14 protein-coding genes are annotated in these 17,960 nt (G+C 67.2%); 5 read left to right on the top strand and 9 right to left on the bottom strand.

The window, feature by feature from the left end:
* Positions 1 to 128: 128 nt before the first annotated feature.
* From ABID97_RS06900 to ABID97_RS06880, 5 genes are all read left to right on the top strand, one after another.
* Positions 129 to 2,372 carry a cyanophycin synthetase gene (locus tag ABID97_RS06900; protein ID WP_354397787.1) on the top strand — a complete coding sequence of 748 codons (2,244 nt, stop codon included), beginning with the start codon at positions 129 to 131 and terminating at the stop codon, positions 2,370 to 2,372.
* 13 nt (positions 2,373 to 2,385) lie between these two features.
* Positions 2,386 to 4,953 carry a cyanophycin synthetase gene (gene cphA, locus ABID97_RS06895; protein WP_354397786.1) on the top strand — a complete coding sequence of 856 codons (2,568 nt, stop codon included), beginning with the start codon at positions 2,386 to 2,388 and terminating at the stop codon, positions 4,951 to 4,953.
* A gap of 171 nt (positions 4,954 to 5,124) precedes the next feature.
* A complete protein-coding gene (locus tag ABID97_RS06890) occupies positions 5,125 to 5,538 on the top strand; it encodes a hypothetical protein (protein WP_354397785.1) in 414 nt (137 codons plus the stop codon).
* Between the two features lie 80 nt (positions 5,539 to 5,618).
* Positions 5,619 to 6,155: a hypothetical protein gene (locus ABID97_RS06885; protein WP_354397784.1), complete on the top strand. Its 537-nt coding sequence runs from the start codon at positions 5,619 to 5,621 to the stop codon at positions 6,153 to 6,155.
* 147 nt (positions 6,156 to 6,302) lie between these two features.
* Positions 6,303 to 6,557, top strand: coding sequence for a hypothetical protein (locus tag ABID97_RS06880; protein ID WP_354397783.1), 255 nt, complete (start codon positions 6,303 to 6,305; stop codon positions 6,555 to 6,557).
* A gap of 27 nt (positions 6,558 to 6,584) precedes the next feature.
* Here ABID97_RS06880 and ABID97_RS06875 read toward each other — a convergent pair whose 3' ends face one another.
* The 9 genes from ABID97_RS06875 to ABID97_RS06835 form a co-directional block, all read right to left on the bottom strand.
* Positions 6,585 to 7,502, bottom strand: coding sequence for a dihydrodipicolinate synthase family protein (locus ABID97_RS06875; RefSeq protein WP_354397782.1), 918 nt, complete (start codon positions 7,500 to 7,502; stop codon positions 6,585 to 6,587).
* Between the two features lie 6 nt (positions 7,503 to 7,508).
* Complete coding sequence (locus ABID97_RS06870) at positions 7,509 to 9,260, bottom strand: IlvD/Edd family dehydratase (protein ID WP_354397781.1); 1,752 nt, start codon at positions 9,258 to 9,260, stop codon at positions 7,509 to 7,511.
* Positions 9,261 to 9,301: 41 nt separating this feature from the next.
* Positions 9,302 to 10,330, bottom strand: a complete 1,029-nt coding sequence (yjfF, locus tag ABID97_RS06865) for a galactofuranose ABC transporter, permease protein YjfF (RefSeq protein ID WP_354397780.1) — start codon at positions 10,328 to 10,330, stop codon at positions 9,302 to 9,304.
* Positions 10,327 to 11,373, bottom strand: a complete 1,047-nt coding sequence (locus ABID97_RS06860; protein ID WP_354397779.1) for an ABC transporter permease — start codon at positions 11,371 to 11,373, stop codon at positions 10,327 to 10,329. Before ABID97_RS06860 ends, yjfF begins: the two co-directional genes overlap by 4 nt.
* A gap of 181 nt (positions 11,374 to 11,554) precedes the next feature.
* The gene (locus ABID97_RS06855) at positions 11,555 to 13,075 is read right to left on the bottom strand and encodes a sugar ABC transporter ATP-binding protein (RefSeq protein WP_354397778.1); all 1,521 of its coding nucleotides are present in this window, start codon (positions 13,073 to 13,075) and stop codon (positions 11,555 to 11,557) included.
* A 4-nt stretch (positions 13,076 to 13,079) separates the two neighbouring features.
* A complete protein-coding gene (gene mmsB / locus ABID97_RS06850) occupies positions 13,080 to 14,303 on the bottom strand; it encodes a multiple monosaccharide ABC transporter permease (protein ID WP_354397777.1) in 1,224 nt (407 codons plus the stop codon).
* Positions 14,290 to 15,846, bottom strand: coding sequence for a multiple monosaccharide ABC transporter ATP-binding protein (mmsA, locus tag ABID97_RS06845; RefSeq protein ID WP_354401688.1), 1,557 nt, complete (start codon positions 15,844 to 15,846; stop codon positions 14,290 to 14,292). Before mmsA ends, mmsB begins: the two co-directional genes overlap by 14 nt.
* Before the next feature lie 8 nt (positions 15,847 to 15,854).
* The gene (chvE, locus tag ABID97_RS06840) at positions 15,855 to 16,925 is read right to left on the bottom strand and encodes a multiple monosaccharide ABC transporter substrate-binding protein (protein ID WP_354397776.1); all 1,071 of its coding nucleotides are present in this window, start codon (positions 16,923 to 16,925) and stop codon (positions 15,855 to 15,857) included.
* Between the two features lie 28 nt (positions 16,926 to 16,953).
* Entirely contained in the window at positions 16,954 to 17,919 is a 966-nt protein-coding gene (locus tag ABID97_RS06835) for an ABC transporter substrate-binding protein (RefSeq protein ID WP_354397775.1), read from the bottom strand.
* Positions 17,920 to 17,960: the final 41 nt, after the last annotated feature.

The raw sequence follows: 17,960 nt of genomic DNA, 5'->3' as shown, positions 1-17,960 counted from the left end.
GACTCTTGCCCGTCGCGGACCGCATGGACCGCGTCATGGCGCCCTTTGTCGGGCGCCGATTCTGACCGATCGCCATGGGCGCGCTTGAAGGCGCCGCGGTGCTCGGCCAAAGCACATCGAACGTTTGCATGACCCGTTTCGACGACATCCGCCTGCTGCGCATCAACTATTTGCGCGGTCCCAACCTCTGGACCTACCGGCCCGTGCTGGAAGTCTGGCTCGACCTGGGCCAGCTGGAGGACTACCCTTCCAACAAGATCGACGGCTTCACGGACCGCCTCACGGGCCTGCTGCCGGCGCTCATCGAGCACCACTGCGGCGTGGGGGAGCGCGGCGGCTTCATCCAGCGGCTGACCGAAGGCACGTGGTCGGGCCACGTGCTCGAGCACGTCGTCATCGAGCTGTTGAACCTGGCCGGCATGCCGACCGGTTTCGGCCAGACCCGCAGCACCTCGGAGCACGGCGTCTACCGCATGGTGTTCCGTGCGCGCGACGAGCAGGTGGCCCGCGTGGCGTTGGCCGAAGGCCACCGCCTGCTCATGGCCGCCATCAACAACGACCCCTTCACCGCCGACGACGTGCACAAGGCAGTGGGCGCCGTGAAGGCCAAGGTCGAAGACTGCTACCTCGGCCCGAGCACCGCGGCCATCGTGGCCGCCGCCACCGACCGCGGCATCCCGCACATCCGGCTCAACAGCGGCAACCTGGTCCAGCTGGGCTATGGCGCCAACCAGCAGCGCATCTGGACCGCCGAGACCGACTACACCAGCGCCATCGGCGAATCGATCGCCAGTGACAAGGAGCTGACCAAGTCGCTGCTCGCGAGCTGCGGCGTGCCGGTGCCCGAAGGCCAGGTGGTGGCCAGCGCCGAAGAAGCCTGGGAAGCCGCAGAGGACATCGGCCTGCCGGTGGCCGTGAAGCCCTCGGACGCCAACCACGGGCGCGGCGTGTCGCTCGAACTCACCACGCGCGAAGAAGTCATTGCCGCGTTCGCGGTGGCCGAGCCCGAAGGGAGCGACGTGATGGTCGAGCGCTTCATCCGCGGCCACGAACACCGCCTGCTGGTGGTGGGCGGCGAAGTGGTGGCGGCCGCGCGCGGCGAGGTCATCACCGTCACGGGCGACGGCAGGAACACGGTCGCAGAGCTGATCGAGAAGCAGCTCAACAGCGATCCGCGCCGCGGCGCCGAAGAAGAGTACCCGCTCGACCTGATCGTGCTGGACACCGATGCCAAGCTGCAGCTCGAACTCAAGCGCCAGGACCTCGACGGCACGTCGGTGCCGGCCGCCGGCCGCGTGGTCACGATCCAGCGCAACGGCAACATGGCCAACGACTGCACCGACCAGGTCCACCCTGAAGTCGCGCATGCCGCCGTGCTGGCCGCACGCGTCGTGGGCCTGGACATCGCGGGCATCGACCTCGTGGCGCAGGACATCGGCAAGCCGCTCGGCCCGCAGCGCGGCGCCATCGTCGAAGTCAACGCCGGCCCCGGCCTGCTGATGCACCTCAAGCCCGCGGTCGGGTCGCCGCGCCCGGTCGGCCGCGCGATCTGCGACCACCTGTTTCCCAACGACGCGCCAGGCCGCATTCCGGTGGTCGGCGTCGCGGGCTCCAAGGACACCGCCGTGCTCGCACGCCTGGTGGCCTGGCTCATCAACCTGGGCGGACGCCACACCGGCCTCGCCTGCCGCGACGGCCTGTTCCTGGAGCGCCGCCGCGTCGATGCGCGCGACAGCGCCAACTGGGAGGCCGGCCACCGCCTGCTCGTGAACCGTGCCGTGCAGGCCGTGGTGATCGAGAACGGTGCCGAAACCATCCTGCGCGACGGCCTGGCCTACGACCGCTGCGAAGTCGGCATCGTGACCGACCTCGAAGGCGCCGAAGCGCTGGCCGACTACGACATCACCGAGAGCGACCAGATGGTCAAGGTGCTGCGCACGCAGGTCGACGTGGTGCTCGGCGAGGGCACGGCCGTGCTGAACGCGGGCGATCCGCGCGTGGCGGGCCTGGCGCCTCTGTGCGATGGCGCGGTCATTCTCTACGCCGCCGATCCGCAGGCCGCCGCGCTCACCGCCCACCAGGGCGCCGGCGGCAAGGCGGTGCTGGTGCGGCAGGACCGCGTGGTGCTGGCCAACGGCAGCAGCGAATCGTTCCTGCCCGGCCTCGGCCGCCTGACCGTCTGGCGCGCCACCCACGCCGGCGTCAGCCTCGAGAGCCTGCTCGCGGCCGTTGCGGCGGCCTGGGCCATGGGCATTCCGCTGAACCTGATCGGCGCCGGCGTCGAGGCCTTCGAGGCCGACCTGCAAGCGGCCCTCGCCTCGCTGCAGCTTTCGCAGACGCAGCCGCTTTCGTCCCAACCACAATTTGCCTGATGCGCGCCGCCCCATGAAAGTCACCCGTACCCGCGCCTTGCGCGGCCCCAATCTCTGGAGCCGCCACACCGCCATCGAAGCGGTCGTCGCCTGCCAAGGCGACGAGAACGCCATCAGCCGGCTGCCGGGCTTCGAGGCCCGCCTGCGCGCGCGCTTTCCCACCATCGGCGAGCTGCACCCCATGGTGCTGGGCCAGCCTCTGGCATTGGCGCACGTGCTCGAGAACGCCGCCGTGGCGCTGCAGTGCCAGGCCGGCTGCGCGGTCAACTTCGGCCACACCGCGCCGACGGTCGAAGAAGGCGTCTACCAGGTCACCTTCCAATACAGCGAAGAAGCGGTCGGTCGCCGTGCGCTCGAACTGGCTGAAGAACTGATCGCAGCCGCGCTGGCCGACACGCCCTTCGACGCCACCGCCGCCATCACCGAGCTGCGCGACCTCGACGAATCCGAGCGCCTCGGTCCGAGCACCGGCTCCATCGTCGATGCCGCCGTGGCACGCGGCATTCCCTACCGCCGCCTCACCAGCGGCAGCCTGGTGCAGTTCGGCTGGGGGGCCAAGCAGCGCCGCATCCAGGCGGCCGAGATCGACAGCACCAGCGGCGTGGCCGAATCGATCGCGCAGGACAAGGAGCTCACCAAGCAATTGCTCAATGCCGCGGGGGTGCCCGTGCCGCTGGGCCGCCCCGTCACCGATGCCGGCGACGGCTGGGCCGCCGCCACGGAGATCGGCCTGCCCGTCGTCGTGAAGCCGCAGGACGGCAACCAGGGCAAGGGCGTCACCGTCAACATCACGACGCACGAGCAGCTCACGGCCGCCTACGACTCGGCCGCCGCTTACGGCGAAGTGATGGTCGAGAAATTCTTGCCGGGCTTCGACTTCCGCCTGCTGGTGGTTGGCGACCGCCTGGTGGCCGCCGCGCGGCGCGATCCGCCGCACGTGATCGGCGACGGCAGCTCCACCGTGCGCCAGCTGGTGGACACCGTGAACCTCGATCCGCGCCGCGGCGAAGGGCACGCCACCTCGCTCACCAAGATCCGGCTCGACGACATCGCCGTCGGCCGCCTCGAAGCCCAGGGCCTCGCGCCCGACAGCGTGCCCGAGCGCGGCCAGCGCGTGGTGCTGCGCAACAACGCCAACCTGTCCACCGGCGGCACCGCCACCGACGTGACCGACACCGTGCACCCCGAAGTCGCCGCGCGCGCAGTCGATGCAGCGCAGATGGTCGGCCTGCACATCTGCGGCGTCGACATGGTGTGCGAGAACGTGCTGCGTCCGCTCGAGGAGCAGCACGGCGGCGTGGTCGAAGTGAACGCCGCGCCCGGTCTGCGCATGCACATCTCGCCTTCGTTCGGCCGCGGCCGCGCAGTCGGCGAAGCCATCGTCGACACGCTCTTCGCGCCCGGCGACGACGGCCGCATTCCGGTGGTGGCCGTCACCGGCACCAACGGCAAGACCACCACCGCGCGCCTCATCAACCACCTGCTCGCATCGAGCGGCCTGCGCACGGGCATGACCAACACCGACGGCGTGTACGTGGACGGCCGCCAGACCGACAGCGGCGACTGCAGCGGCCCCAAGAGCGCGCGCAATGTGCTCATGCACCCCGACGTGGATGCGGCCGTGTTCGAAGTCGCCCGCGGCGGCGTGCTGCGCGAAGGCCTCGGCTTCGACCGCTGCCAGGTGGCCGTGGTCACCAACATCGGCAGCGGCGACCACCTGGGCCTGAACTACATCACCACGGTCGAAGACCTCGCGGTGCTCAAGCGCGTGGTGGTGCGCAACGTCGCGCCCAACGGCTATGCGGTGCTCAACGCGGCCGACGTCAACGTCGCCGCCATGGCAGCGGGCTGCCCCGGCCATGTGATCTTCTTCACCGCCGACCGCCAGCACCCCGTGATGGCCACGCACCGCGCGCAGGGCAAGCGCACCGTCTACGTCGACCAGGACACGCTGGTCGCGGCCGAAGGCTCGTGGCGCGAACGCATCGCGCTGCGCGACGTGCCGATCACGCGCAACGGCACCATCGGCTTCCAGGTCGACAACGTGATGGCCTCGGTGGCCGCGGCGTGGGCCGTGGGCCTCGACTGGGACACCATCCGCAGCGGCCTCGCAAGCTTCATGAACGATGCGGCCGGCGTGCCGGGCCGCTTCAACGTCATGGACTACCGCGGCGCCACCGTCATCGCCGACTACGGCCACAACACCGACGCCATGCGCGCGCTGGTGTCGGCCGTGGACACCATGCCGGCCAACAAGCGCTCGGTGGTGATCAGCGGCGCGGGCGACCGGCGCGATTCCGATATCCGCGACCAGACCGCCATCCTGGGCCAGGCCTTCGACGACGTGATCCTCTACCAGGACGCGGCCCAGCGCGGCCGCGCCGACGGCGAGGTGATGGCGCTGCTGCGCCAGGGCCTGCAGGGCGCGGCGCGCACACGCCAGATCGACGAGATCCGCGGCGAATTCGTCGCCATCGACACGGCGCTGGCCCGGCTGCAGCCCGGCGACCTGTCGCTGATCCTGGTCGACCAGGTCGAGGAAGCACTGGCGCACCTGGCGCAGCGCATCGCGGCGGGCTGACGGCACGCCGGGGCCGCGCGCCGGCCGCCATGCCGGACACGTCCCACACGCATCGGCGAGTCTGGCGGGGGCTGCGTTCCCCATGCCGTCCCACACCATGCACGCGCGCACCGGACCACACTGCGGGTCCGGTCGCGCTTTCGGAGGGCGCGCCCTAACCAGGAGCACCCGATGACAACAACAGTTCGATCCACCCTTTCTGCTGCCGCCTTCTTTGCAGCCAGCGGTTTACTCATGTTCGGCGCATTGCCCGCAGCGGCGCAGGCACCCGGTTCCGCCGAGCGTGCGCAGCAGGAGCGAGCCACCTGCGACGGCGTGCAGCAGGACCGTGCCGCATGCCTGCGCGAAGCCGGCGCCGCGCGCCAGGAAGCAGGGCGCAATGGCCTCACCAGCGTGGGCCCGGCCCGCGCCGACGCCAATGCCATGGCGCGCTGCCGCGAACAGCCCGCGGCCGACCGCGCCGATTGCGAAGCACGCCTGCAGGGCGGCGCACGCACCAGCACCGAAGGCAGCGTGATGGGCGGCGGCATCATCCGCGAAACAGTCACGCCGCTGCCGGCGCAACCGGTCGCTCCCACGCGTTGAACACCGGCCGCGCGGAACCTCGCGCGGCCCGTCGCGTCCAACATTTCACTCTCGTTTCAGGTCACTCCAAGGAGCACACCATGAAGAGCAATACCCGTTCGATGATTGCCGCCCTGATTGCGGTTTGCGGCGTTGCCGCGGCCACGTCGGCAGCGGCCCAGCCGCGTCGCGACTCTACCTACCAGCAGGAACTCGCGGTCTGCGGCCACATCCAGCAAGACCGCGCCGCCTGCATTCGCGAAGCCGGCGCCGCACGCCAGGAAGCCGCGCGCGGCGGGCTGACGAGCGCCCCCGACTACCAGCGCAATGCCCTCGCGCGCTGCGGCCTGCAGCCGCCCGCGGACCGGGCCGATTGCGAGGCCCGCGTTCTCGGCGGCAGCGGCAACACGAGGGGCGCTGTCGATGGCAGCGTGTTGGGCGGCGGCGTGATCCGCGAGTCGGTGACGACGGTCGTCATGCCCGCACCCGGCGCGATGCCGGCCCCGATGCCCGCGCCTTCACGCGCGCCGGCACCGATGGTGGCGCCCATGCAGCCGATGCAGCCGCAGCCCATGCAACCGATGCAGCAGATGCAACCAATGCAGCCCATGCAGCCCATGCCGGCTCCGGCGCGCTGAGCGAAGCACCACCGCCCGGCGAGGGCGGTGGCATCGAAGACAAGCGCGGGCCGGTCGGGATGACCTTGCTTGTCACGGAACTGTCATGAAGCACGGCGGCGTGCTAGCTATAGTTCTCGCTCCCTGCCCACCGAGGAACTCTTTCCCATGAATGCCATCAAGGTCGCCCGCCGATTCATCGAAACGGACCCGGCCAACGACTCGGCCAAGATCCTGGCGCAGCTCGTGCTGGCGCTCGAATCCGCACGCAGCTTCGAGCTGGTCACGCTCTACGACCTCGACTACAGGAGCTTCGAACTCGCGATGGACATCCTGAAGGAATGGCGGCTCGACCGCTACTACGCGAGCAAGTCGAAGTTGTTCGACCTGTCGCTGCAGGTCAGCGAGCTCGAGAAGAGCTGAGCGCCCTTCCCTGTCTTTTTTTTCGCTTCAACGCGCCCAGCGCAGCACCAGCGGATCGAGCCGTGTCGCGGTCTCGATCAGGCCGGCGCGCGTGTCGGGGTGCAAGGCGGGCAGCGGATGGCGCGGCGCCTCGCAGTCGATCACGCCGCCCTCTTTCATCAACGCCTTGCAGGCCAGGAGCCCTGCCTGGCGGTTCTCGTAGTTGATGAGCGGCAGCCACTGCTGGTAGAGCGCAAAGGCCTTGTCGCGGTCGCCGGCGCGGTGCGCCTCGATGATGGGACGAATGCCGTCGGGATAACCGCCGCCCGTCATGGAGCCGGTCGCACCCGCATCCAGGTCGGGCATCAGCGTGATCGCCTCCTCGCCGTCCCACGGGCCTTCGATGGCATCGCCGCCGAGGCGGATCAGCTCGCGCAGCTTCGACGCCGCCCCCGCCGTCTCGATCTTGAAATAGGCCACATGCTCGATCTCCCGCGCCATGCGCGCAAGAAAAGTGGCTGACAGCACGGTGCCGCTGGCGGGCGCATCCTGGATCATGATCGGAATGCCCACGGCGTCCGACAGGCCGGCATAGAACTCGAAGATCTGCGGCTCCGGCACGCGGAAGGTCGCGCCATGGTAGGGCGGCATCACCATGAGCATGGCGGCGCCCATGTCCTGCGCACACCGGCTGCGTTCGGCGCAGATGCGGGTGCTGTAGTGGGTGGTGGTGACGATCACCGGCACGCGGCCCGCCACATGCTCCAGCACCGTGCGCGTGAGCACTTCGCGCTCGTCGTCGGAGAGCACGAACTGCTCCGAGAAGTTGGCCAGGATGCACAGGCCGTCGGAGCCCGCGTCGATCATGAAGTCGACGCAGCGCTTCTGGCTTTCGAGGTCGAGCGCGCCCTGTTCGGTGAAGGTGGTGGGCACCACCGGGAAGATGCCGCGGTATCTGGGAGTCATGTTGGATCAGTGTGAATGGCGGGGAACGGCGGAGCCTCTGCAGCCCACCAGAAAGTCGAAGTCGCAGCCTTCGTCGGCCTGCAGCACGTGGTTGACATAGAGCTTCTGGTAGCCGCCGCCGCGCGTGCTCATCGGCTGTGCGTCGGTGCTGGTGAGCGCAGCCAGGCGCGCCGCCAGCTCTTCGTCGCTGATGTCCAGGTGCAGGCGCCCCGCATCGCAGTCGAGTTCGATCCAGTCGCCGTCGCGCACCGCCGCCAGCGGGCCGCCATCGGCCGCCTCGGGCGCGACGTGCAGCACCACCGTGCCGTAGGCCGTGCCGCTCATGCGCGCATCCGAGATGCGCACCATGTCCTTCACGCCCTGCCGCAGCAGCTTGGGCGGCAGGCCCATGTTGCCGACCTCGGCCATGCCGGGGTAGCCCTTCGGGCCGCAGTTCTTCATCACCATCACCGAGCTGGCATCGATCTCGAGGCTTTCATCGACGATGCGCGCCTTGTAGTGCTCCAGGTTCTCGAACACCACGGCCCGCCCGCGGTGCTTCAGCAGTTCGGGCGAAGCCGCGGAGGGCTTGAGCACCGCGCCGCGCGGCGAGAGATTGCCGCGCAAAATGCGGATGCCGCCGTCGGCGATCAGCGGCTTGTCGAGCGGGCGGATCACTTCGTCGTTGAGGCTCGGCGCCTCGCGCACGTTGTCCCAGATCGATTGCCCGTTGACGGTGAGCGCGCCCGGGTGCGGCAACAACCCGTTCTCGCCCAGGCGCCGCAGCACGGCCGGCAGCCCGCCCGCGTAATAAAACTCTTCCATCAGGAAGCGGCCCGAGGGCAGCAGGTCGACGATGGTCGGCGTGTTGCTGCCGATGCGGGTCCAGTCTTCCAGCTCCAGGTCAACGCCGATGCGTCCGGCAATCGCCTTCAGGTGGATCACTGCATTGGTCGAACCGCCGATGGCCGCATTGACGCGAATCGCGTTCTCGAAAGCCTCGCGCGTGAGGATCTTCGACAGCGTGAGCCCTTCCTTCGCCATCTCGACCGCACGCATGCCCGACATCTGCGCGAGCACGTAGCGCCGCGCATCGACGGCCGGAATGGCTGCGTTGTGCGGCAGCGATGTGCCCAGCGCCTCGGCCATGCAGGCCATGGTCGAAGCCGTGCCCATGGTGTTGCAGGTACCGGCCGACCGCGACATGCCGCCTTCGGCCGAAAGGAACTGGTGCAGGTTGATCTCGCCGGCCTTGAGCGATTCGTGCAGCTGCCACACGGCCGTGCCGGAGCCGATGTCCTTGCCGTCGAGCTTGCCGTTGAGCATCGGTCCGCCGGTGACCACGATGGCCGGGATGTCGCAGCTCGCAGCGCCCATCAAGAGCGCGGGCGTGGTCTTGTCGCAGCCCGTGAGCAGCACCACTGCATCGACCGGGTTGCCGCGGATGGCTTCCTCCACGTCCATGCTCGCGAGGTTGCGCGTGAGCATCGCGGTGGGCCGCAGGTTCGATTCGCCGTTGGAGAACACCGGAAACTCGACCGGAAAGCCGCCCGCCTCCGAGATGCCGCGCTTCACATGTTCCGCAATCTTGCGGAAGTGCGCATTGCAGGGCGTGAGTTCCGACCAGGTGTTGCAGATGCCGATGATCGGGCGGCCGTCGAACTCGTGGTCCGGGATGCCCTGGTTCTTCATCCAGCTGCGGTACATGAAGCCGTTCTTGTCGGCCGAACCGAACCATTCGGTCGAGCGAAGCTTCTTCTTGGGAATGTCGTCCGGCATGCGGGTGTCCTGAAAAACGAAAGAGAGAGAAAAAAGCGAGGTCAGCGCCGCGGCGCGCGCGACGTGAAGAAGCGCTGCAGCAGGCAGAACACGAAGAGCAGCGCGCCCACGACGATGCGGGTCCACCACGAGCTCAGCGTGCCGTCGAAGGAAATCAGGGTCTGGATGATCCCGAGCATCAGCACGCCGAACAGGGTGCCCGCCACGTAGCCCACGCCACCCGTGAGCAGCGTGCCGCCGATCACCACCGCCGCAATGGCGTCGAGCTCCAGCCCCAGGGCATGCAGGCCGTAGCCCGAGAGCATGTAGAACGTGAAGATCACGCCCGCCAGCGCCGAGCAGAAGCCCGACAGCGTGTACACGCCCACGAGCGTGCGGCGCACCGGCAGGCCCATCAGCATGGCCGAATGCTCGCTGCCGCCAATGGCATACACCGCGCGGCCGAAGGGCGTGCAGTGCGCAATGAACACCGCCGCGAGCAGCACCACGATCGCGATCACCGCGCTGATCGACAGCGACGCCTCGCCCCACATCGGAATGCGGATCTGCGAGACCTCGGAATAGAACGCGTTGGTGATGCTGATCGAATCGATGCTGATCAGGTAGCAGAGCCCGCGTGCCAGGAACATGCCCGCCAGCGTGACGATGAAGGGCTGCAGCCTGAAGCGCTCGATGAGCAGGCCCATGAACGCGCCGAAGGCCGTGCCCATGGCAAGTACCAGCGGAATCACCACCGCGGGGCTCCAGCCGTGCTTCTCGACCAGCGAGGCCGATACCATCGTGGTGAGCGCGATCACCGAACCCACCGAGAGGTCGATGCCGCCCGAAAGGATCACGAAGGTCATGCCCACGGCAACGACGATCAGGAACGCGTTGTCGATCAGCAGGTTGAGAAACACCTGCGCCGAGAAGAAGCCGTCGTAGAACACCGAGCCCAGCGTGGCCATCAGCATGAACAGCGAGATGGTCGCAGTCAATGGCAAGTACTTGGGATTGATCCCCGTCTTGCCCCCTCTCCCGCGCGCGGGAGAGGGTTGGGGCGAGGGTGCCGTCTCGATCACCGCGCTCATGCCCGTTCCCCTTCATGCACCGGCCGCTGCACCAATGCCCGCACTTCAGCCCTGAACTCCGGCGACTGCAGCAGCATCACCGCGAACACCACCACCGCCTTCACGACCAGGTTGATCTCCGGCGGCACGCCCAGCGAATAGATGGCATAGGTCAGCGTCTGGATGATGAGCGCGCCGATCACGCTGCCCATGAGGCTGAAGCGCCCGCCGGTGAGCGCCGTGCCCCCCAGCGTCACCGCAAGGATCGCGTCGAGTTCGAGCAGCTGGCCCGCATTGTTGCCGTCCGCGCTCTTGACGTTGGAGCTGATCAAGAGGCCCGCGATGCCCGCGCAGACGCCGCAGAACGCATAGGCGCCGACGATGAGGCGCCGCGCCTGCACGCCGGCCACGCGCGCCGCGGTCGGGTTGATGCCCACCGCCTGGATGAACAGCCCCAGCGCCGTGCGCGTGATGGCCAGGTACAGCAGCACGAACACCGCCGCCACGATGAAGAGCGAGAACGGCAGCCCGAGCAGGTAGCCGCTGCCGAGAAAGAAAAACGGCTTGTAGTAGATCGTGATGATCTGCCCGTCGGCGATCAGCTGCGCGATGCCGCGGCCCGCCACCATGAGGATCAGCGTCGCGATGATCGGCTGCATGCCGACCTTGGCGACCAGCATGCCGTTCCAGAGCCCGCACAGGAGCGCGATGCCCAGGGCCGCGACGATTGCGAGCCACATCGGAAAGCGGCTCACGTCGCTTGCCACCGAACCGCCGATCATCCACGCCGCCAGCGCCGCCGCAATGGCCACCACCGCGCCCACCGAGATGTCGATGCCGCGCGTGGCGATGACCAGCGTCATGCCGAGCGACACCAGCACCAGCGGCGCCGCGCGATTCACGATGTCGATCAGGCTGCCGTACAGGTGGCCGTCCCGCCATTCGAGGTGCAGGAAGCTGGCGTTGAAGGCGGTGTTGACGCCGAGCAGGAGCAGCAATGTGACGATGGGCCAGGCGAGGCGATGGCTCATCGCACCGCCCAGAAGTTTTCTGGCATTGGTCATGTCAGGCGGCTCCATCGAACACAGCGCAACGCATCGGTCTTGCTCCCTCTCCCGCTTTCGGGAGAGGGTTGGGGTGAGGGTGCGGCCGACGCAAAGGCCTGTGGCTTGTCGAAGGCCTCTGCCCTCACCCTAGCCCTCTCCCACAAGCGGGAGAGGGAACAACACGGGGACAGCGCGTGCGTCATGCTGCTGCAATCATTTCGTAGACCTCGTCCTCGGTCGCGCCGCCCGGCAGCTCGCCCACCTTCCTGCGATCGCGCAGCACCACAATGCGGTGCGCCACGCGCACCACTTCGCTGATTTCCGAGGAGATGAAGACCACCGCCATGCCCGCGCGTGCGAGCCGCAGGATTTCTTCCATGATTTCCTGCTTGGCCGCCACGTCGATGCCGCGCGTCGGCTCATCGAGGATCAACAGGCGCGGCTCGGTCGCGAGCCAGCGCGCGATCATGGCCTTCTGCTGGTTGCCGCCCGACAGCAGGCCGATCGGTGTTTCCACGCTCGCGGTCTTGATGCCCAGCGATGCGACGAAGCGCTCGGCCATCGTGGTCTGCTCGGCGTGGGAGAGAAACTTGCGCGTGCCGAGGCGCGCCTGCAGGGCCAGCGCGATGTTCTCGCGCACCGAGAGCTCGGCCACGATGCCATCGGTCTTTCGCTCTTCGGGGCAGAGTGCGAGTCCTTCGCGGATCGCATCGGCCGGATTGGAGAAGCTGACGGCCCGGCCGTCGATCTTGAGCACGCCGCGGTCGGGCGATTCAAGGCCGAACAGCAGGCGTGCCAACTCGGTGCGCCCCGCGCCGAGCAGCCCGGCGATGCCGACGACCTCGCCGGCACGTACGCGCAGGTCGGTCGCCTGCAACTGCCCCGCCTGGCCCAGCCCTTCGGTCTGCAGCAAGGCGGTCGCGGTTTCATCGAACGCGGGCAGCGCCGCGGGACGTGCCGACTGGGCGGCCAACTCGCGCCCGAGCATCGCTGCGATCAGCGCCTGCGGCCCGAGGTCCGCGGCCTTCCATTCGCCGACCCATTGGCCGTTGCGAAGCACGGTGATCCGGTCCGACACCGCATACATCTGGTTCAGGAAATGCGTCACGAAGACGATTGCGAGCCCTTCGCCGCGCAGGCGGCGCAGCACTTCGAACAGCTTCTCCACTTCGTCGTCGTCCAGGCTCGAAGTCGGCTCGTCGAGGATCAGCACCTTGGACGACACGCCGAGCGCACGCGCGATCGCGACCAGCTGCTGCACCGCGACCGAGTAGCTGGACAAAAGCCGTGTCACGTCGATGTCCAGCCCGATGCGCGCCAGCAATTCGGCCGCCCGGCGATTCACCGCCGTCCAGTCGATGCGGAATCCCTGCGCCGCGCCGCAGCGCGGATAGCGGCCGGCAAAGACGTTCTCGGCCACCGAGAGGTTCGGGCACAGGTTGACCTCCTGGTAGACCGTGCTGATGCCCAGCTTCTGCGCGTCGAGTGGCGAGGCCGGGTGAATGGCCTGCCCGTCCAGCCGTGTCTCGCCGCCGCTCGACGGCAGCACGCCCGTGAGCACCTTGATGAGCGTGGACTTGCCCGCGCCGTTCTGCCCCATGAGCGCATGGATCTCGCCCGGGTAGAGCCGCAGCTGCACGTCGCGCAGCACCGGAATGCCGCCGAACTGCTTGTGGATGCCCCGCAGTTCGAGCACGGGGCTGATGCTGCTCTGGCTCATGCGCTTACTTGTTCTTGTTGTAGACGTCGATGAACACCGCGGCCAACAGAACCAGGCCCTTGATGACCTGCTGGTAGTCGATGCCGATGCCCAGGATCGACATACCGTTGTTCATCACGCCCATGATGAAGGCGCCGATCACCGCGCCCATCACGCGGCCCACGCCGCCCGAGGCCGAGGCGCCGCCGATGAAGCAGGCCGCGATCACGTCGAGCTCGAAGCCCAGGCCCGCCTTGGGCGTGGCCGTGTTGAGCCGTGCCGCGAACACCAGGCCCGCGAGCGCGGCCAGCGCGCCCATGTTCACGAAGGTCAGGAACGCGAGCCGCTGCGTCTTCACGCCCGACAGCCGCGCGGCCTTCTCGTTGCCGCCCAGCGCATAGATGCGCCGGCCGATGGTGGTGCGGTTGGTGACGAAGTCGTACACCACGATCAGCACCGCCATCACCACCAGCACGTTGGGCAGGCCCTTGTAGGTCGAGAGCAGGTAGCTGAAGAAAAGGATGATGGCCGCGAAGAACAGGTTCTTCACGAGGAAGAACGCATAGGGCTCGGTCTCCATCCCGTGCGCCGCGAGCTTGGCCCGGCCGCGCAGCTTGAAGAACACCAGCGCCGCCGCGGCCAGTGCGCCGACCACCAGCGAAGTGATGCGCAGCCCACCGGCGTCGAGACCGCCCAGCGGATCGGGAATGAAGCCCGAGCTCAGCCGCTGGAACTCGACCGGGAACGGCCCCACCGATTGCCCCGCCAGCAGCGCGAGCGTGAGCCCCTTGAACACCAGCATGCCCGCGAGCGTGACGATGAACGAAGGGATCTTGCGGAACGCGACGAACCAGCCCTGCGCCGCGCCGATGACCGCACCCGCTGCGATGCTGATGATGGCCGTGGGCACGAAGTGCCATTCGTACTCGACCATCAGCACCGCCGCCAGCGCACCGATGAAGCCGCAGACCGAACCCACCGACAGGTCGATGTGGCCCGCCACGATGACCAGCAGCATGCCCAGCGCCATGATGACGACGTAGCTGTTCTGCAGCAGAAGGTTGGTGAGGTTGAGCGGACGCAGCAGCGTGCCGTCGGTCAGCACCTGGAACAGCACCATGATTGCGACCAGCGAGATCAGCATGCCGTACTCGCGCAGGTTGTTCTTCAGAAAGCCCGCGTGCAGCTTCGGGGAAGCCTCTGCAATGGGGACCGCGGCATTCACCGCGTTGACTTCAGGCTGGGACATGAACGGAACTCCCTGCGCTCACGATGGCGTGCATGATGCGCTCCTGCGAAGCCTCGGCCGCCGGAAACTCGGCCACGAAGCGGCCCTCGTTCATCACGTAGATGCGGTCGCACATGCCGAGCAGTTCCGGCAGTTCGGAAGAAATCATGAGAATGCCTTTGCCCTCGCTCGCGAGCTGGTCGATGATGGTGTAGATCTCGTACTTGGCGCCCACGTCGATGCCGCGCGTGGGTTCGTCCAGAATCAACAGTTCGGGCTTGGTGAAGAGCCATTTGCTCAGCACCACCTTCTGCTGGTTGCCGCCCGAGAGGTTGACCACCAGCTGTTCCACGCCCGAAGAGCGGATGTTGAGTGCCTTGCGGTAATCGACCGCAACCTTGAATTCGCGCGCGTCGTCGATCACCATCGCATGGGAAACCGCCTCCAGGTTGGCCAGGCTCACGTTCTTGCGGATGTCTTCTTCCAGTACCAGCCCCAGGCCCTTGCGGTCTTCGGTCACGTAGGCGATGCCCTGGTCGATGGCCTTTCGCACCGTGCCCACGTCCACCGGCTGGCCGTGCATCAGCACCGTGCCGCTGATGCGCTGGCCGTAGGACTTGCCGAACACGCTCATCGCGAGCTCGGTGCGTCCGGCGCCCATGAGGCCCGCGATGCCGACGATCTCGCCGCGCCGCACATGCAGGTTCACGCCCTTGATCTGCTCGCGGTCGGCATGCAGCGCGTGGTGCACGCGCCAGTCGCGCACCTCGAACACCGTCTCGCCGATCTTCGGATGGCGCTGCGGATAGCGGTGCGCCATGTCGCGGCCGACCATGCCGCGGATGATGCGGTCCTCGCTGATCGGCTGCCCGCGGCAGTCCATCGTCTCGACCGTGGCGCCGTCGCGCAGCACGGTGATCGAGTCGGCCACCTTGGCTATCTCGTTGAGCTTGTGCGAGATCAGGATCGACGCGATGCCTTGCCGCTTGAGTTCGAGCAGCAGCATCAGCAGCGCATCGCTGTCGTTCTCGTTGAGGCTCGCGGTGGGCTCGTCCAGGATCAGCAGCTTGACGTCCTTGGCCAAGGCCTTGGCAATCTCGACCAGCTGTTGCTTGCCCACGCCCAGGTCGGTCACCAGCGTGGTGGGCGGCTCCTTGAGTCCCACCTTGGCGAGCAGCTCGCGCGTCCGCGCATAGGCGGCAAACCAGTCGATCACGCCGCCGCGCGCAATCTCGTTGCCGAGAAAGATGTTCTCGGCAATGGACAAGAGCGGCACCAGCGCCAACTCCTGGTGGATGATGATGATGCCGAGCTTCTCGCTGTCGGCAATGCTCCTGAAGCGGCGCAGCTCGCCCTCGAAGTGGATCTCCCCGGTGTAAGAGTCGCATGGGTAGACGCCGCTCAGCACCTTCATGAGCGTCGACTTGCCCGCGCCGTTCTCGCCCACCACCGCGTGGATCTCTCCCGCGCGCACCGCCAGGTTGACGTCGGAGAGCGCCTTCACGCCCGGAAACGTCTTGGTGATGCCGCGCATCTCCAGGATGCGTGAATCCGCTGCCGCCATTGCCACGCTCACTTGACCTGGCTTTCCTTGTAGTAGCCGCTGTCGACCAGCACCTGCTTCCAGTTGGCGCCGTCCACGCTCACGGGCTTGAGCAGGTACGACGGCACCACCTTGATGCCGTTGTTGTAGGTCTTGGTGTCGTTCACCTCGGGCGTCTTGCCCGACAGCATCGCGTCGGCCATTGCCACCGTGACCTTGGCCAGTTCACGCGTGTCCTTGAACACGGTCGAGGTCTGTTCCTTGCGCAGGATCGACTTGACCGAAGGAATCTCCGCATCCTGCCCCGAGACGATCGGCATCGGCTGCGAGGCCGAGCCGTAGCCCACGCCCTTGAGCGACGACAGGATGCCGATCGACAGGCCGTCGTACGGCGACAGCACCGCGTCGACGCGGTCCTTGGTGTAGTAGGCCGACAGCAGGTTGTCCATGCGGGCCTGCGCCACCGCGCCATCCCAGCGCAGCGTGCCCACCTTGTCCATGCCCATCTGCTTGCTGCGCACCACCAGCTTGCCGCTCTTGATGTACGGGTCCAGCACCGACATGGCGCCGTTGTAGAAGAAGAAGGCGTTGTTGTCGTCGGGCGAGCCGCCGAACAGCTCGATGTTGAATGGGCCCTTGCCGCTCTTCAGGCCGAGCGCCGCCTCGATCGACTGCGCCTGCAGCACGCCGACCTGGAAGTTGTCGAAGGTGGCGTAGTAGTCGACGTTCTTCGAGCCCTTGATGAGGCGGTCGTAGGCGATGACCTTCACGCCCTTGTCGGCCGCCTTCTGCAGCACGTCGGACAGCGTGGTGCCGTCGATGGCCGCGATCACCAGCACCTTCGAGCCCTTGGTCACCATGTTCTCGATCTGCGCGAGCTGGTTCGGAATGTCGTCGTCGGCGTACTGCAGGTCGGTCTTGTAGCCCTTCTCCTTGAAGTACTTGACCATGTTGGCGCCGTCGGCGATCCAGCGCGCCGACGACTTGGTGGGCATGGAGATGGCGATCAGGCCCTTGTCCTGCGCATGCGCGATCGGCGCGATGCCGACGATGGCGAAAGCCAGGCCCGCGATCGAGGCCTTGAGGAAGTTGCGTTTCATGTTGCGATCCGTTGATTCGATGGAGAACTCAATACTTTCGATTCGGGAATTCCTTGGCGGCGACTTCCATCGGGAAGATCGACTCCTCGGTCACGATGCGCTTGGGCAGCGTCTTGCCGGCCTTGATGTCTTTCACCGCGCTCATCAGCTGGGGGCCGAGCAGCGGGCTGCACTCCACCGACACGTTGAGCTTGCCGGCGATCATGGCTTCGAAGGCGCCCTTCACGGCGTCGATCGAGATGATGGTGATGTCCTTCGCGGGCTTCAGGCCCGCTTCCTCGATGGCCTGGATGGCGCCGATGGCCATGTCGTCGTTGTGCGCGAACAGCACGTTGATCTTCTTGCCGTCGGCCTTCAGGAAGGCTTCCATCACTTCCTTGCCCTTGGCGCGCGTGAAGTCGCCGGTCTGCGAGCGCACGATCTTGAACTTGGGGTCGGCCTTGATGATTTCCTCGAAGCCCTTCTTGCGGTCGATGGCGGGCGCCGAGCCCACGGTGCCCTGCAGCTCGACGATGTTGACTTCGCCCTTCTGGTCCTTCATCTTCTCGACCAGCCAGCGGCCCGCCTTGCGGCCTTCCTCGACGAAGTCGGAACCCATGAAGGTCACGTAGAGCGAGTCGTCCTTGGTGTTGACGGAGCGGTCGGTCAGCACCACCGGGATCTTCGCGGCCTTGGCTTCGCGCAGCACGGTTTCCCAGCCCGACTCCACCACCGGCGAGAAGGCGATCACGTCGACCTTCTGGGCGATGAAGGAGCGGATCGCCTTGATCTGGTTTTCCTGCTTCTGCTGCGCGTCGGAGAACTTGAGCTCGATGCCCGCTTCCTTGGCCGATGCCTTGATCGACTCGGTGTTGGCGGTGCGCCATTCGCTCTCGGCCCCGACCTGGCTGAAGCCCAGCACGATCTTCTTCTGCGCCAGCGCGGTGGCGGGCAGGAGGCTGCCCAGGGAGGCGGCGGCGAGTGCGATGCTGAGGGTGCGGCGATTGAGTTTCATTGGAATGTCTCCTTCTTACTGTGTTTGCTTGCTGATGAAAA

Origin of the sequence: Variovorax sp. OAS795 (assembly GCF_040546685.1) — a bacterium.
Taxonomy (GTDB): Bacteria; Pseudomonadota; Gammaproteobacteria; order Burkholderiales; family Burkholderiaceae_C; genus Variovorax.
The sequence above is the reverse complement of the archived record's forward strand: the minus strand, read 5'-3'. Positions and strand labels throughout refer to the sequence as shown.

Excerpts from the sequence above, each read along its gene's own strand:
- ABID97_RS06900 (WP_354397787.1), top strand. The coding sequence starts at position 129 with ATGACCCGTTTCGACGACATCCGCCTGCTGCGCATCAACTATTTGCGC.
- cphA (WP_354397786.1), top strand. The coding sequence starts at position 2,386 with ATGAAAGTCACCCGTACCCGCGCCTTGCGCGGCCCCAATCTCTGGAGC.
- ABID97_RS06890 (WP_354397785.1), top strand. The coding sequence starts at position 5,125 with ATGACAACAACAGTTCGATCCACCCTTTCTGCTGCCGCCTTCTTTGCA.
- ABID97_RS06885 (WP_354397784.1), top strand. The coding sequence starts at position 5,619 with ATGAAGAGCAATACCCGTTCGATGATTGCCGCCCTGATTGCGGTTTGC.
- ABID97_RS06880 (WP_354397783.1), top strand. The coding sequence starts at position 6,303 with ATGAATGCCATCAAGGTCGCCCGCCGATTCATCGAAACGGACCCGGCC.
- ABID97_RS06875 (WP_354397782.1), bottom strand. The coding sequence starts at position 7,502 with ATGACTCCCAGATACCGCGGCATCTTCCCGGTGGTGCCCACCACCTTC.
- ABID97_RS06870 (WP_354397781.1), bottom strand. The coding sequence starts at position 9,260 with ATGCCGGACGACATTCCCAAGAAGAAGCTTCGCTCGACCGAATGGTTC.
- yjfF (WP_354397780.1), bottom strand. The coding sequence starts at position 10,330 with ATGAGCGCGGTGATCGAGACGGCACCCTCGCCCCAACCCTCTCCCGCG.
- ABID97_RS06860 (WP_354397779.1), bottom strand. The coding sequence starts at position 11,373 with ATGACCAATGCCAGAAAACTTCTGGGCGGTGCGATGAGCCATCGCCTC.
- ABID97_RS06855 (WP_354397778.1), bottom strand. The coding sequence starts at position 13,075 with ATGAGCCAGAGCAGCATCAGCCCCGTGCTCGAACTGCGGGGCATCCAC.
- mmsB (WP_354397777.1), bottom strand. The coding sequence starts at position 14,303 with ATGTCCCAGCCTGAAGTCAACGCGGTGAATGCCGCGGTCCCCATTGCA.
- mmsA (WP_354401688.1), bottom strand. The coding sequence starts at position 15,846 with ATGGCGGCAGCGGATTCACGCATCCTGGAGATGCGCGGCATCACCAAG.
- chvE (WP_354397776.1), bottom strand. The coding sequence starts at position 16,925 with ATGAAACGCAACTTCCTCAAGGCCTCGATCGCGGGCCTGGCTTTCGCC.
- ABID97_RS06835 (WP_354397775.1), bottom strand. The coding sequence starts at position 17,919 with ATGAAACTCAATCGCCGCACCCTCAGCATCGCACTCGCCGCCGCCTCC.